The organism is Metabacillus sp. Hm71 (assembly GCF_051842955.2).
Classification (GTDB): Bacteria; Bacillota; Bacilli; order Bacillales; family Bacillaceae; genus Metabacillus.
The window spans coordinates 1,634,949-1,650,116 of record NZ_CM200278.1 but is presented as its reverse complement, the minus strand read 5'-3'; the positions used below and the strand labels follow the sequence as shown (position 1 = coordinate 1,650,116).

At 34.9% G+C, this 15,168-nt stretch carries 10 protein-coding genes and 1 pseudogene; all 11 read right to left on the bottom strand.

Going from position 1 to position 15,168, the window contains the following annotated elements:
- Window positions 1–32: 32 nt before the first annotated feature.
- Window positions 33–1,889, bottom strand: coding sequence for a DUF2264 domain-containing protein (locus ACSVDH_RS07925; RefSeq protein ID WP_439252208.1), 1,857 nt, complete (start codon window positions 1,887–1,889; stop codon window positions 33–35).
- A gap of 61 nt (window positions 1,890–1,950) precedes the next feature.
- Window positions 1,951–3,078 (bottom strand): glycoside hydrolase family 88 protein, encoded by a 1,128-nt coding sequence (locus ACSVDH_RS07920; RefSeq protein WP_439252207.1) that lies wholly within the window; start codon window positions 3,076–3,078, stop codon window positions 1,951–1,953.
- A 127-nt stretch (window positions 3,079–3,205) separates the two neighbouring features.
- Window positions 3,206–4,816, bottom strand: a complete 1,611-nt coding sequence (locus tag ACSVDH_RS07915) for a response regulator transcription factor (RefSeq protein ID WP_439252206.1) — start codon at window positions 4,814–4,816, stop codon at window positions 3,206–3,208.
- Window positions 4,809–6,638: a cache domain-containing sensor histidine kinase gene (locus ACSVDH_RS07910; protein ID WP_439252205.1), complete on the bottom strand. Its 1,830-nt coding sequence runs from the start codon at window positions 6,636–6,638 to the stop codon at window positions 4,809–4,811. Before ACSVDH_RS07910 ends, ACSVDH_RS07915 begins: the two co-directional genes overlap by 8 nt.
- A gap of 159 nt (window positions 6,639–6,797) precedes the next feature.
- Entirely contained in the window at window positions 6,798–8,153 is a 1,356-nt protein-coding gene (locus ACSVDH_RS07905) for an ABC transporter substrate-binding protein (protein WP_439252204.1), read from the bottom strand.
- A gap of 131 nt (window positions 8,154–8,284) precedes the next feature.
- Entirely contained in the window at window positions 8,285–9,091 is an 807-nt protein-coding gene (locus ACSVDH_RS07900) for a carbohydrate ABC transporter permease (RefSeq protein ID WP_439252241.1), read from the bottom strand.
- A gap of 41 nt (window positions 9,092–9,132) precedes the next feature.
- Window positions 9,133–10,074 (bottom strand): carbohydrate ABC transporter permease, encoded by a 942-nt coding sequence (locus ACSVDH_RS07895; protein WP_439252203.1) that lies wholly within the window; start codon window positions 10,072–10,074, stop codon window positions 9,133–9,135.
- Between the two features lie 1,089 nt (window positions 10,075–11,163).
- Window positions 11,164–11,781 (bottom strand): YesL family protein, encoded by a 618-nt coding sequence (locus tag ACSVDH_RS07890; protein ID WP_439252200.1) that lies wholly within the window; start codon window positions 11,779–11,781, stop codon window positions 11,164–11,166.
- A gap of 197 nt (window positions 11,782–11,978) precedes the next feature.
- A pseudogene (locus ACSVDH_RS07885) lies at window positions 11,979–12,125 on the bottom strand (FIMAH domain-containing protein); the annotation flags it as partial.
- Window positions 12,126–12,167: 42 nt separating this feature from the next.
- Complete coding sequence (locus ACSVDH_RS07880; RefSeq protein ID WP_439252199.1) at window positions 12,168–13,991, bottom strand: heparinase II/III domain-containing protein; 1,824 nt, start codon at window positions 13,989–13,991, stop codon at window positions 12,168–12,170.
- Between the two features lie 554 nt (window positions 13,992–14,545).
- The gene (locus ACSVDH_RS07875; protein ID WP_439252198.1) at window positions 14,546–15,145 is read right to left on the bottom strand and encodes an NADPH-dependent FMN reductase; all 600 of its coding nucleotides are present in this window, start codon (window positions 15,143–15,145) and stop codon (window positions 14,546–14,548) included.
- Between the last annotated feature and the right edge of the window lie 23 nt (window positions 15,146–15,168).

Genomic DNA, 15,168 nt, shown 5'->3' with positions numbered 1-15,168 from the left:
AAAACTCTCATCTTAATGGATCAATCTTTTGCTTAGATTACTATTGTAATTGTTTGTGCATTTGGTAAACGGACAATCATTTTTTCTGCGGTCACACTTACATCGGGAACATCGTCCCAACTACTTTCAAAACCTTTACCGATTGTTGGCTCACCATACACAGCGCTTACCAGCCAGCTAGTGCCAGGATTAATTCTCGTTTTAATTGTTGGAATAACAGTACGGGAGTTAATGAGATTAGTGTTTGAATTAGGATAAATAAGCTCTGCATTCCCATCTCCATATAGATTTTTAATCCCGGTTGCCCCCCATGAAACTCTAGCTAAGCATTCATTTTTATTTTGAGTTACTTCCATTTCAGCTTTCACATGTTTATTTTCTATTCCTAATGCAAATCCGCCATCAGCTGCATCCAAGAGTCTGCTTGATTGAATACAATGAATACGAATATGCCATGGAGTACCTGGTACAAGCCATGTTTTTACATCAACATCATGCCAAGGCTTCCATCTTGTATAAATAAATTGATCCTCTATAGCAAATTCCTCACAGTATCTTTTCACTCTATAGAGGTTATCACATTCACTTAAAGCCAGCATCGAATCAAACGCCCCTTGAGAGAGACCCCACTCAGCTCTGGGAACACTAAAACCAAAAATATTCGAATAAACAAATTTTTCATATTTTGCAGACGTATGTGTATGTTCATTTGTTGACATATGACCAGAGTTAAAAGCCAGTATATGTTCAGAATCCTTGTCCCTGCAAATGACCATATGTGGTTCCTTCTGAATAGAAGTATTCCCCAGTTCCGGAAGTGATTCTTCGTCAGCCTTCCAAAATGGATGCTCTTCATCTAATGCTAGCGGTAAAAACGTTTTTAATGCCCAATAAGGAGAGCCAGGAGAATTATAGTTTTCAGCCATTACTAGATTAGGATAAGTGTAACCTACTGTTAAAATGCCAGCGTCGTTAAACATTGGCTGCTTAAACCACCAGCGTAAATTTCTAAGAATGAGCCCTTTCATTACACCTAATGAAAAAGGTTCAATTTCAGCATAAACAGCAGCACTCCAAAATGATGACTGGGCAAAACGATAGGCAAGGCTTCTTCCATATGGGATAGAAGAACCATCAGATGAAAACCATGAAATAAAATCCTTAGCAAACACTTCAGCTCTTGTTTTATACTGCTGGGAACGAATTGGATCTTCTGTTTCCATTACTTTGGCGTAAATAAGACTATAATAATGGATTGCAAAAGGAACATAGTAATCACAATGTCCATTGATACCGTCTGAATACCAGCCGTTAGATAAATAAAATTCGTCGATACGATTTAAATTTTCCTCCATTATCTCCTGACTATAAGGTTCGCCTACATGTTTGAGACCTAGATTAACAAGAACAGGGAAGAAAAGCCAATTACAGTCCCAAACCTTGCAGCGATTAATTTGTCTTAACCAATGACTGAAATTACTTTTTTCTTCATCACTAAGAGGTTCCCATACCTTTTCAGGAATGAGTAAAAGCGCTAATCCAAACACAGCCATTTCTACTATTCTCTGGTCATAATCTTTTATATCTCCCCAATATTCATCATGATTAGGGTTCGTTCCATTTTTTATCCCTTGAAGCTGCATGTCCCATATTTCATATTCTTCATCAGTACCTGCAAAAAATGGGACTAGTCCCCATAACACCCTGGAAAAGCCCTCAAATTCAGCAATCGAATCAGCGTATGCAGCACTTGTGTTTCCCAGCTTTAGGCGAGCAACCCCCTTACTGTAATAAGGTTTTAATGGATTGCAGATTTGTTTCAGTAGTTCCCTTACATCTTCTCTTGTTTTAATCGGGTTCATTGTAATAGGTCTATGACTCGCAAGCATCTGGATCGTTTCACTCCTTTTTCGTCACTACATCATTTGTCTTTTCTATCTTTCACTGACATTACCAAAATAACTCTCTATGACCTTTTAAAATAGAAAGGCCTTCTAAAAAATAGTAGTCACCATAAATTAATGGGACATCAATGTTTTTGCCTTCTGGATAATGACTAGTACCACTAAGAATCAAGCCATCCTGATTAGGGTTCTCAAAATCACCATAATTTTCGTATAGGGATTTCAGAATCTTAACACCTGCATTTTCGTAAATTTCAGCTTCTGTTGGGGCTACTTGGTTAGCAAGAAGCAGTAATCCACATGCCGCGATTGCTCCTGCAGAGGAATCGCGGTATTTTGTTACTCCTTCTGGAAGCCTGAAGTCCCAATGAGGTACATAATCCTCTGGTAAATTCGCAATAAAGAAATGTGATACACTCTTTGCCGCTTGTAGATATTTATCCTCTTTTGTATGTTTATATAGAAGCGCTAATCCATATACTGCCCATGATGCACCTCTCGACCAAGCAGATTCAGGAGCAAAGCCTTGCCCGCCAATAGCTTCAACCCTTTCACCACTCTCTGGGTCAAACCTAATAATATGATGAACAGACCCATCTTTGCGGATAAAGTTTGACAGCACTGTCTCTCCATGCTTCTTGGCAACATGACGATATCTTGGATCACCTGTAACCTCTGATGCCCAAAATAATAGCGGCAAATTCATTAAACAATCAATGATTGCCCATCCAGAATTATCTTCACCTTCATGCCAAGGATTCCATGCCCTGATATAGTTTCCTTGAGCATTGAACCTTCCCATAAGTAAATTGGCTACTAAAAGAGCACGTCTTTTTGAATCTTCTTCGCCTAGAAGCTTATATCTTGCAACACTTGTTAATGTCCACATAAAACCCATATCATGGTCAAGCCTATAATAATCCGTAATGACTTTATCCAATTTTTCTTCACATTGCTCTGCTATTTTTTTTAGGGACTCGTCTTTCGAATCACGATAGACTAACCAAAGTAACCCTGGCCAAAATCCAGCTGTCCACCAGGAAGGCTCTTCTAATTGATAAATGCCATTTACACTTGCATGCGGAAAATTTGCCCCGATTTTTTTGCTCGTTCGATCAATCTTCGAGTTAACCTTAGACCATGCTTCATCTACCCATTCTAAATTGTTCATCATCATCTCACCTTTTTCTTAGATTAGCAGTATAAAATAAAGCCCTTACATAATAAATCAAGAAAAAATACATCTTCATACGTTCTATTAAACTTACTAAACTCCTTCTCTATTAAATGAAAATTTCAAGTTACACTCTTTCTCCTCTAAATTCAATTGGAGTCACACCTACATAATTTTTAAATACTTTGATGAAATAGCTTTGGTTGTCATAGCCTAATCTCTCACATATTTTTCCTACTGGATCAATTGTTTGCTCAAGTAATTCTTTTGCTCGATTCATCTTGGCTTTGGTCACGTACTCTACAAACGTTTCTCCGATTTCTTTTTTAAACAATCGACTAAAATAACTTGGATTTAAATAAAGATAGCTAGCAACTTCATCTAGCGTTATTTTCTTTTCCAAATTAAGTGCAACATATTTACAAGCTTCAACGACATCTTTTCGTCGTGATTTTGATGTAATTTCACCTACTGCAAAAAGCAGCGAATCAAAATAGTTGATTAACCATATTTTTAACTCATTTAATGAATCAATTCCGAGGATCTCTTCGTGGAGAACATCATCAGAATAGTTTGTCCCAAAAAACTGAAGCGCTTTTAATTTCACCTTTAGATCTAATAAAAGCTTTAACACCCAATCCTTTACAGCCTCAGCAGGATATTCTTTCTCCTGAAAAATTCCTGTCCACTTTGCCACAGTAGGGACAACTTTCTGTTTATCCTTTTCTATCATCAGCTGTCTTATTTCAACATATGCCTCGTCATACCATGAGAATAAGCCTTCAGATAATTTCATTTCAGATTGTTTTTTGGCAATTTCGCCATTTTTCATATAAAAACGTTGATTTGTACTTTTTAATAAACGTTCTAGTTCTGATCTAAAGGCTTCCTGGCTATCAAAGACATCACCAATGATAAAGGACAGTGAAATATTCAAAGAATGTAAAACAGCTTTTTGAATTTTACTTATACACTCAGTAGCTATGCCGAAGCTGTCGGATTTTAAGCTTGAACGATATGGAAAAAGAATAAAAGAATCTTTCTCTCCGAAAGTAATATGCACTGAACCATTGTTATACTCTCTTAGCACTTCCCCAATCACATTTTGTAAGGAAAAGACTAATGTTTCATTAGAAATATAGGCTTCCTTTGCTAAACGGAAATTTTGAACAAAGCATAACACAGGAATAAATGAAAGATTCTTTAAATCTAATCCTAAAGAATAGGCTTCTTTATACCATTCTTTCTCATTATAAATTGGTTGGTAGATTGTCTTTCTCAGAAAATCCCGTTTCATCGATTCTCGATTTCTCTCAACGATCGTTTCTAATTTAAATTCCTTTTGTTTTTTTGCACTTTCTTTGTCTAGATTTTCCTTTAATTTTATTAATAATATCGCTAAATCATCAGGATTTAGAGTATCTTTTAGGATATAATCCTGTACGTTTAACTTTAAAGCCTGTTGTGCAAACTCAAATTCATTATGGCAAGTTAGAACACATACCTGTATATTCGGATTTTGTGCTTTTATCTGTTTCGTTAATTCAATTCCGTTCATTTTGGGCATACCAATATCGGTTATTAATATGTCTGGCATTTCTTTTGAGGCATACTCTAACGCGCTAGCACCATTTTCATGTATACTTTGAAGTTTTAACCCCAGTTGTTCCCATTTAATCGTTTCAGACAACAACTCTAGTACAGGATAATCATCGTCAACTAGCATCACTTTATACATAAGATCTGTTACCTCCTCTAGAAACAAACATTATAACCTTTGTCCCTTTTCCTTCAATACTAGAAACTTGCATGTTAAATGCATCACCAAAGGTCATCTTCATTCGTTCATACACGTTGGATATGCCAATGCTTGAGAAACCTTTTTTATTTAGGGTATTAATTGTTTCTGTTTTAATACTTAAGTTTTTTCTTACATGATTTAATCTCTCTTCATCCATTCCCCGCCCACTATCTTCAATCATGATAACAAAATCATTATGATTGACAAACGCTTCTAACGAAATCGTTCCTGCACTTTGATTTAACCCATGTATAATTGAATTCTCAATTATTGGCTGTAAAATAAATCGTGGGATCTCTTCCAAATAAGCAGCTGGTGATACATTTATTTCCAATGTTACCTTTTCTTTTTGACGCATATTCATGATCTTGACAAAATCTATTACAATCTCAACTTCTTCTTTAAAAGAAATCATTCCTTTATCCTTATCAATCGTCATTCGTAATAGTTTTGATAAAGAACTAATCATTTCTGCACTCTCATAGTCACCTTTTCTCATCACTTTCATTCGAATCGAATTTAAAACATTGAAAAGAAAATGAGGGTTAATTTGCGCCTGTAACATAGCAAATTCTGCTTTTCGTTTTCTTACCTGTGTTTCTGTTATTTCTTTAATCATGTCATTAATTCGATCAAGCATTTGATCAAAAGAGTTTGAAAGCCTGCCAATTTCATCTTTACTTTTTAAATTTGAACGTACATTTAAATTACCGCCTTGCACAGTTGTCGCAACATTTCCTAAATGGACAAGCGGCTTTGTAATCGTTTGAAGTAAATATGTTAAGAGAAAAAAGAAAATGACAAATGAGATCAATTGCGCGAAAAATATTTTATTAAAAATTGAGTTTATTTTAAGAATTGCCTGTTTATATGGATTAATTGAAATAAGCTTCCACTTTGTATAAGGAATTTGATGTTCAGCATAAAGGTAATTTTCATTTGAAATTTCAATGATATTTGAAAAGTTTTTCTTGTTCACTTGTTCTGAATATGGGAACATTTGACCAATCATTTCGTTATCTTGATGGGAAAGAACTTTTTTTGATGAATCGAGTATCATCATTTCTTCACTACCAGGCATATTTTCAAAGGCTTGTTTGATTTTACTTTCCATAATTGAAACGATTACATAACCGTATATTTTAAAATTAGAATCTCTTAGCGTTCTTGCAACTGAGATTTGGTAAGGGCTGCTGCTTTGTTCAAATTTAAAAACAGTTGGCTGACTCCCAATCCAAATCGCTTCATACCCATAAACATGATCTAATTGTTTAAACCAAGGCTCCTTTATCAACTTCTTTGGATCATAGTCACTTACAGGGTAATTCGAATAAGATTTACCATTTTTAAGAAGAATCGTAACATATGATTTTTCACCAACTAATGTGATGTTTTCAATTGTTTTGGTTACCTTACGATCATCCAGATATTTCTGATATTGCTCACCTGGAACGGTACTTTCAGCTTTTTCAGTACCCATTTTTGCATTCTTTTTTAATATTGTATTTATTTCTGAATCAAGTTGAACAAAATTTGCCACATATAGCATATCTTCGAACAACTTTGTCACATATTCATTTGCTAATCTTAATTCTCGATTTGCATTTGAAATGGCTTGCTCCTTCATCGCATCTTTTGTTAAATAACTATTTATAAATAATGTAATTACTGCTGGAAGCACTAAACATATAACAGAAATCAAAATAACCTTAAAACGAAAAGAACGGGGCGCCAGCCTTTGCTGTATCCGATTCCACATAACCAACCTCCTCATCTAGAAAAATCTGAAATTTCGCCAAGGCTTTTGAGCGAGGTTTCAGTTTTTCTTATACTATCAGAAAATAAAAATTAGAGATAGTATAAAGAAAAAGATGGGGGCGGAAACGGTTTACGCCCCAACATTATTATTTTTCAAATCTTATTGATTATTATCAATAATTTCTTGTACACGTTCTTGAGCTGCTTTGATCGTTGCATCAATATCCTGCTCACCAAAAATTAACTTTTCGTACTCTTCACCAACTACTTTATTAATCTCAGATTGATAGGACACAGGTGGAATAATCTTTGAAGATTTAGCGTTTCTCAATACATTCACTAATGATTCTCGATCTACCTTCTCCGGAGTTGCTGTCCCTGCTAAAATTCCGTCAATAATTGATCCAAAATCTTCGTCACTTACACCATTCCAGGATGGGATGTTTTTACCTTGAACAATTTGTCCCTCTGTTGTGTACCAACGAATAAATGTATATGCTTCTTTCTTATGCTCAGAATTTGCTGCAACCGACATAAAGTCAGTTGTTACAGGAGTGTATCCACCTTCAGCACCAGCTTCATTCTTTGGATATGGCGCAACAGCTACATTAAAGTTTAGCGGGAACTGATCTGTTCCACCTAATTCTGTATTCATCCAGCTTCCAATTAAAATAGTACTAGCGTCTTGTCCAAAGAATTGATTACGATAATGAAGCTTCTGCGACATAATATCTGTATATGGTGTTGAGGATTTATCTTCTTTTTCCATTTTCACACGCATTTCTAATGTTTTACGGAACAGTGGACTATCAATGTTAGACGTCCCATCTGCTTTAATAAAGTCTACGTTATCCTCTTCACTAGCAAGTGCCAGTTTTAAGTATTCCATCCAACTATCACCTTGCGGGCCGTGGAAATAGGTTCCATAATGTTTATCGGTTGTTAGCTTTTTCGCGTATTCCATAAACTCGTCCCAAGTCCAGTCTGTTGGAACTTCAAGCCCTGCTTCATCTAAATGATTTTTATTTAGTAATACATACCAAGGATTAAATTTCCCTGGAAGAGCGTAATAACCATCATTTAATTTTGTATCAACTTTATATTCTTCAGAAACTGTATAGCCCTCTTCTTTAATAAATTCATCAATCGGTGCTACCATCCCTAATTCTACTCGTTGTGCATAGCTTGCTGGATCACTAAACATTAATACATCTAGTTGCTCTCCAGATGCAGCTGCTAAATCCAGCTTTTGAGTGGCTTCTTGAGTATCTCCTTTTTCACTTAGGATAACTAAATCTACATCAATTTTTGGATACTTTTCTTCAAAGGCTGCAATTGTTTTTTTCCAATTATAACTGGCTTCATTGCCATGTGTATGGAATTTAATCGTAACAGCCTCTTCATTCTTGTTGCTTTCTGCCCCTGATGTGCTTTCTCCGCTTCCACCTGAGCATCCAGCCAAACCGCCTAAGAGGATGGTTGATGCAAAAATAGTGGATAAGATCTTTTTCTTCATTTTATTTCCCCCTTTATTAGCAAATCAACTTAGAAAGCCCTTACAAACCGAATTATAGCAAAGGGCTATCACTATGAAATGTAAATAATTTTACCTATATTAATAAATATTTGACATTAATCTATTAAAATTTACCCTTTTACTCCGCCAAGCGCAATACCATCAATAACTTGCTTTTGACCTATAATAAAAATAATTAATAGCGGAAGGATTGCAGACACTGCTGCTGCCATGATAAGTGAATAAAATTCTCCATTTATTGTCGTAAACTTCTGCATCGCTAACTGAATGGTGTAAAGTGCATCCGTACGTAAGAAAATAAGCGGATTTTGGTAATCATTCCATGTCCAGATAAATCTTAAAATGGCATAGGTTGCAACTGCTGGACGAACAATCGGCAATGCAATCGACCAAAAGATTCTCCAGTGGCCGGCACCATCAATTTTTGCCGCATCAATATACTCATTATGAATCCCCATAAAAAACTGACGCAGCATAAATGTACCAAGAACACTAAAGCTTCCTAATAGAATCAATCCTAAATGACTATCAAACAAACCGATATTTCGATATAAAATAAACTGTGGTACTAAGCTTGCTTGAGGTGGAACCATATAAGTTGCTAAAACAATGATGAACAGCCATTTACCTGCTGGAAAATTCACCTTGGAAAACCCGTATGCTGCTAATGCAGAGACGACACAAGAAATGATAGTTGTTGTTACCGCTACTTTTATTGAGTTCCAATAGTAGATATAGAACGGATAATCTCCAAACCATACTTCATTATAATTATTAAAGCCGTTCCCTCTTTCAGGAATCCACTGAATCGGAAATGTAAAAACATCTGCCTCGATTTTAAAGGATGTAGAAAGCATCCAAGCAAATGGTAATAAAAATAAAATACTGACTAAAAAAACAATAATGGTTGTAATCATCTTTTGTAGATTTATTTGCTTTGTCACAACGTTTCCTCCCCTCAATAATTAACCCATTTTTTTTGACCGATCCATTGAAATATTGTAATTAAGAATACGATAAAGAATAAAATGACCGCCATCGCTGAAGAATATCCGATATCCAGATTAACAAATGCTGTGTCGTATAAGTGCCAAACAAGCATACTTGTTGAATGCATTGGACCACCTTTTGTTAAAACGGCGATTAGATCAAAGACTTTAAATGTAGAAATAATTCCAGTTATTAGTAAGAAAAATGATGTTGGAGATACCATCGGAAATGTAATTTGACGAAATTTTATCCATGAGTTTGCTCCGTCCATTTCTGCAGCTTCATATAGTTCTTTTGGAATCGATTGAAGACCTGCAATGTAGATAATTAAATTAAAGCCTACTGAAATCCAAATTTGAATAAACATAACTGAAATTAAAGCAAAATTCGGGTCTGCTATCCATTTCGGAGGATCGTCAATCCCTAAAGACATTAAGGTTTGATTAATTGGTCCAGCAGAAGGGTGAAATAATACTTGCCAAACAACTGCAATTGCGACAACACTTGAAATATAAGGCATGAAAAATGCTACTTTAAAGAAACTCTTCATGTAAACGCTTTTATCAATAACAACGGCTAACACTAAGGAAAAGATCATACAAATTGGTACAGTGAATAAAAAAATCGCATTATTTAGAAGTGACTTTTTAAATACTTTATCTCCCATTAAGTCTTTAAAGTTTTCAAAGCCCACCCATTTTAATTGGTCAATACTCTGTATAAATTTCCAATCAGCAAAACTTAAAATAAAGGTTGCAAAGATTGGGAGTAAAACTAATACTGAAACACCAATAAGCATCGGTGATACAAATAGAAAACCTGCCAGATTTTCAGTTCTTTCAACTGATGGCTTTCTCTTCCTTTCTTTTAGTACCTTTGAGGCAGAAGCTGTCTCCACCTTTGAACTCATAGGTCATCACCTCTTCTTGTAATATGGATTTATTATAAAAAATAAAAGACCTGGACACTTAACAGTATTTTGATGAGATTTGCAATAATTTTTACTTCTTGAAAAAAATTGTATGTTTCACTTATGAATGATCAGTTAAAAAGTATCCACTATTATAGTAAATTTTTTACTTTTATGAGGATTAATGTGCATTTATACATAACGTTATTAATCTTGAAGTCGCTGATAAAATCAGTATTCAGCCGATAAAATTGGAATTTCGCTGATATTTCTTGAATATCGCCGATAAAATTGGAATCCCGCTGATATTTCTTGAATATCGCCGATAATATTAGAATTCCGCTGATATATCTTGAATACCGCCGATAAAATTGGAATTTCGCTGATATTTCTTGAGAATCGCCGATAAAATTGGAATTCCGCTGATATTTCCTGAATATCGCCAATAAAATTGGAATTCCGCTGATATTTCCTGAATATCGCCGATTAAATTGGAATTCCGCTGATTTTTCTTGAATATCACCGATAAAATTGGAATTTCGCTGATATTTCTTGAGAATCGCCGATAAAATTGGAATTCCGCTGATATTTCCTGAATATCGCCGATTAAATTGGAATTCCGCTGATATTTCCTGAATATCGCCGATAAAATTGGAATTTCGCTGATATTTCTTGAATATCGCCGATAAAATTGGAATCCCGCTGATATTTCTTGAATATCGCCGATAATATTAGAATTCCGCTGATATTTCTTGAATATCGCCGATAAAATTGGAATTTCGCTGATATTTCCTGAATATCGCCGATAAAATTGAAATTCCGCTGATATTTCTTGAATATCGCCGATAATATTAGAATTCCGCTGATATTTCTTGAATATCGCCGATAAAATTGGAATTTCGCTGATATTTCCTGAATATCGCCGATAAAATTGAAATTCCGCTGATATTTCTTGAATATCGCCAATAAAATTGGAATTTCGCTGATATATCTAATGCAACAAGATTTACGGGTATCAGCCTAAAATAAAAAAACACTCATTACTCCCGTTGAAGCAAACAAGAGTTCAGAGTGTATTTTACATTTAAGTTAAACACTTGGTTCAATAGTAGTGAAAATAGAATAAGAAACATACATTAAAACAAAACTTAGACCACTTCCAAAAAAGAGAATGGCAACAGCTGGGAACAATAAGCTTACGAGAATACATGTCCCTATTGCAATGCCCATAAGGATCGTGCGGAAGGGAAAAGATGTTCCTAATAGTAGTGCAGATTTATAATAATGGAGAATCGTTCCCTCAAAGTGAACATACACAGGAAAAATAAAAATAAGAACAACTGTAAGCAAGAGAGCTATTAGTATAAAGCATGCTAAAAGAAAATAATGAAGAAATCCGCTCATCGAATTGATTAATACCCAATCAATATACATAAAAAAGAAAATGATTACTAATGAAAACCATAATTTATTAGCCTTTTTTAACTCCCTTTTATAAATTGACCAAAAGGAAGAAAATATAGAAATATCTTTCTCACCCATAATCCATTTTCTTACAATGGAAAACAAAGCAACCGTTGATGGAGCTAAACCGAAAATAATAAACCCAACAAATGTAAAAAATACCCATAGCAAATTTATATAAGCAAGTCTAGTCATCCATTCACAGATTCGAAATAAGCCTCCCGTCCAACCATTTGACTCCATTTTATCTCCTCCATTTAAAGAGAATGTTATAATGACTATTTTAGACTGAGTTGTTCCCTCTGGGTATGTATTTTTTTTACCTCTTTGACAATATTTTTACTATGTTAAAAGTAGCTGAATGTAGTTAAATCCAAAAAGGCGAGAAGACCATAAAATGATTGGAGCCTTCTCGCCACTTTTATTTGTTGATCGAATGCTTAAGAGATCTGTTTTGATCTTCCTAACAAATACTCAACATCCGCCTTTAGAAAAATATATACCTTTTCAGAAATTAGATTATTTTCTTTGTGATGGTCGAGCAACTCATTAAAATTTCCCAAATGATTGATGGCTTTTTTTATTTCATCCTTAGATAAAGTTTTTTACTTGTTCAGTTGTTTTCAACTTTATAAAACTTGAAATACAATTTCTACTTGAACAAAATCGCTTGGATTCTTCACAGCGAAATCCAACAATAACAAAGCTTCTTTTGCATCAAAATGGTTTATAAATTCAGCTTCTCTTATAAATAGTTCTAATTGTTCACGATTATATTTTACTCTTATTTTTTGCGTTCCATTCAAAATGAGGCCATCATGATCTTCCGTAATTTGAAGGAAAGGAGTAATAAATCGTTCAACAATTGATTCTGGCTTTTCAGAGAATTGATAAGTATCTCTCAATATCAGTTCAGGTTTAGCCTTCTTTTTCCATGAAAAATTTCTCCGCAACTTTTTTAGTGATTTAACATCATATGTGTTTGCCATATCGATTTCGAAAGTATCTATATCATCCGCTATTGAGGCATTCTTTACAGTCGCAAAATGATCTGCTCCCGCTGCTTGAAATTGATTATTTATGATTGGGACAGAATGCCCTTGTGAGCCATTACATAAGAGTGTATAACGCTCTTCACTAAAATAAGCTGCACTATACAATCCACTGCCTAAGTCTCTTAAAAATGTTTCACCATAAGCTTGCAAAATAAAATGGCCAATATCATTATGATTATGAGGTTCATCATTATGACCACCTTTACAGGCAAAAACAGAATGATCATTTCTTGATATAAACCATTGTGAGTCTCTAAGATAGTACGTATTATTTTGCCATGGCACGCCTTCTTCATGTTCATCAAACCATAGTAAATTTCTCAATGCCGGCGCCCATCGGCTGCAATGATCTTCAGTATATGAAGCTCGAAGGTCTACTTCAGGAGCTTCAACGTCTGGAAAGATCTTTTTTAAATAATGGCTAAGACCTAAAAAGATCGTTGCCTTTTGAACAGAATCTGAAAAATTAACAACTTGGTTTTTATATAGGAAGCACTTCTGCTGAAAAAGGGCAATCTGGTGGACTTTTTCTGAATCAAACAAATCTATTTTTCCATTTGTTTTTTTCTTAAGTAAATCCGCAAAATACACATAATATCCAAAGCCATATTGCCAATAACCATACCCTTCCATACAAGCACCATCATCATTAAATCCTTTTAAATAATAGTTCATGCTACTTAAGACACGTTCTAATATAGCTGAAAGCATTTCTTCATCTTCGATTATATGTAAAGCAGCTGAACCAATTGAACCTGCACATACGGAAGACCAGTTATGTGTCGATGTTTCCCATTCGAATGGAGGTTGATGGAAAAATGGTAAGAAAACCCTTCGATACACTTCCTCTACCATTCGTTTCTGAAGTAAAGGGTCAAGAAGATTCTTTGTTAACTTTAAAATTTCACTAAGGGTAAACGCTGTTTCAGCAGCAAATAAATCAATTGAATAGGTAGGTTGTTGTAAAGTCTGAGAAATTGATCCCTTACTATTTGTAGCCATCTCAGGACTATTTTTTAAATGAGCAGGTAAACACCAAGTATACTCATTACATATTGACCAAATGATATTTTGAAGCTCTTCCAAGTACTCTGAGTGCTTCGACTGCAGCAAAGTCATAATGACAAAGGTGTTAAGCCGTCTTCTTTTTGCAAAATATACCTTTTCATATTCAAGACGTGCCCCTGTATCTCTAAATATAGTAAAGGTGGAAAACGTTAATTCTTGAGAAGGTTCACTTAGCAGCCTATTCGCCTCGACCCTAATTTCTTCAAGCAAAGGCTGATAAGCAGTCTTTTTCTTTATCGTTTCGAACCAAATATCTTGTTCTTCTTGGCTTGAAAACAGAAGCGAACTCTTCTTATTGTCTATTACATTTCTTATTTGTTCAGAATTCATATACAAAATGGACACCTCATTCTTATATTTGTTCTTCAGTAACCTCTAAATGTCCTACTAATTTCATAAGTTGTTTTGACTAACACTAGCCTATTAAAAAAGCCGAAAGAATAAAGTAGTTTATGAGGTTGAAACCTACTCCTTACATTCCTTCGACGACTCTCGTATGATCTTAAAACTCGTGAAACTTTGTTGGAGATACATTAACTTATTTTGCAATATTATAAGGTAATGTTTTTTCACTTTTTCGACATCTCCCCATGAAACCGGTTGCAGTTTCACTATATAATTTATAAAAGTTCTTGTCAATTCATTGTCATACTAACGAGTGTCATTCTAATAAACTAAATTTTATGTTAAATAGCTAGCTCCACTACAGGCACTTGCCTTTTATACCAGTGTCCATGATCACTAAAGCACCCATCAATAAACATAATGGCACATTCAAAAATAGGCATTAGCAAAAAAAAACACTCTGATTCTCTAGAATCACAGTGTCATAATGTAATTTATAAATAGCTATGTCACCTTTTGACAGCCTTTCTCATACTATCCTATCTTAATGGTTTCAACGCACCGCTCCATGCTGCTACTTCATCAAGCATGACATTGACGTTTGTAAGATGTAATTCTTGAGGTTTAAATACAGAGCCATTTTCAAAGTCTGTAAATAAAGATAGGGTCGGATGTGTACGAACATCAGCAATTTTTAATTCACCGCAGATACCGCGTAGATGCTCAGCAGCACGTGCTCCGCCGGTTGAACCATAACTGACAATTCCTGCTGCTTTGTTGTTCCATGCCTCACGGGCAAAATCTAAGGCATTTTTTAATGCTCCTGTTATGCTGTGATTGTACTCTTGAACGATGAATACGAAGCCATCTAAGCTGGAAAGTTTTTCGTTCCACGCTGCAATTCCTGGTTCTGTACCATCAGTTGTTCCTAAAAACGGCAAGTTAAAATCTGCAATATCAACAATTTCATAGGTTGCATCCCCACGTTTGTCTGCAATGCTCTTTACCCACTCACCTACTTGCGGACTTACGCGACCTTGACGTGTGCTTCCTAAAATAATTCCAATCGTTAATTTTTCATTTGCCATTGTTTCTTCCTCCTTTGTTGAATGTCCAAATAGTTTATTTAAAAAACCCATGCTTTCACCACCTAACCTATTTC

Excerpts from the sequence above, each read along its gene's own strand:
- ACSVDH_RS07925 (WP_439252208.1), bottom strand. The coding sequence starts at position 1,889 with ATGCTTGCGAGTCATAGACCTATTACAATGAACCCGATTAAAACAAGA.
- ACSVDH_RS07880 (WP_439252199.1), bottom strand. The coding sequence starts at position 13,991 with ATGAATTCTGAACAAATAAGAAATGTAATAGACAATAAGAAGAGTTCG.
- ACSVDH_RS07910 (WP_439252205.1), bottom strand. The coding sequence starts at position 6,638 with ATGTGGAATCGGATACAGCAAAGGCTGGCGCCCCGTTCTTTTCGTTTT.
- ACSVDH_RS07890 (WP_439252200.1), bottom strand. The coding sequence starts at position 11,781 with ATGGAGTCAAATGGTTGGACGGGAGGCTTATTTCGAATCTGTGAATGG.
- ACSVDH_RS07900 (WP_439252241.1), bottom strand. The coding sequence starts at position 9,091 with ATGATTACAACCATTATTGTTTTTTTAGTCAGTATTTTATTTTTATTA.
- ACSVDH_RS07895 (WP_439252203.1), bottom strand. The coding sequence starts at position 10,074 with ATGAGTTCAAAGGTGGAGACAGCTTCTGCCTCAAAGGTACTAAAAGAA.
- ACSVDH_RS07875 (WP_439252198.1), bottom strand. The coding sequence starts at position 15,145 with ATGGGTTTTTTAAATAAACTATTTGGACATTCAACAAAGGAGGAAGAA.
- ACSVDH_RS07905 (WP_439252204.1), bottom strand. The coding sequence starts at position 8,153 with ATGAAGAAAAAGATCTTATCCACTATTTTTGCATCAACCATCCTCTTA.
- ACSVDH_RS07915 (WP_439252206.1), bottom strand. The coding sequence starts at position 4,816 with ATGTATAAAGTGATGCTAGTTGACGATGATTATCCTGTACTAGAGTTG.
- ACSVDH_RS07920 (WP_439252207.1), bottom strand. The coding sequence starts at position 3,078 with ATGATGAACAATTTAGAATGGGTAGATGAAGCATGGTCTAAGGTTAAC.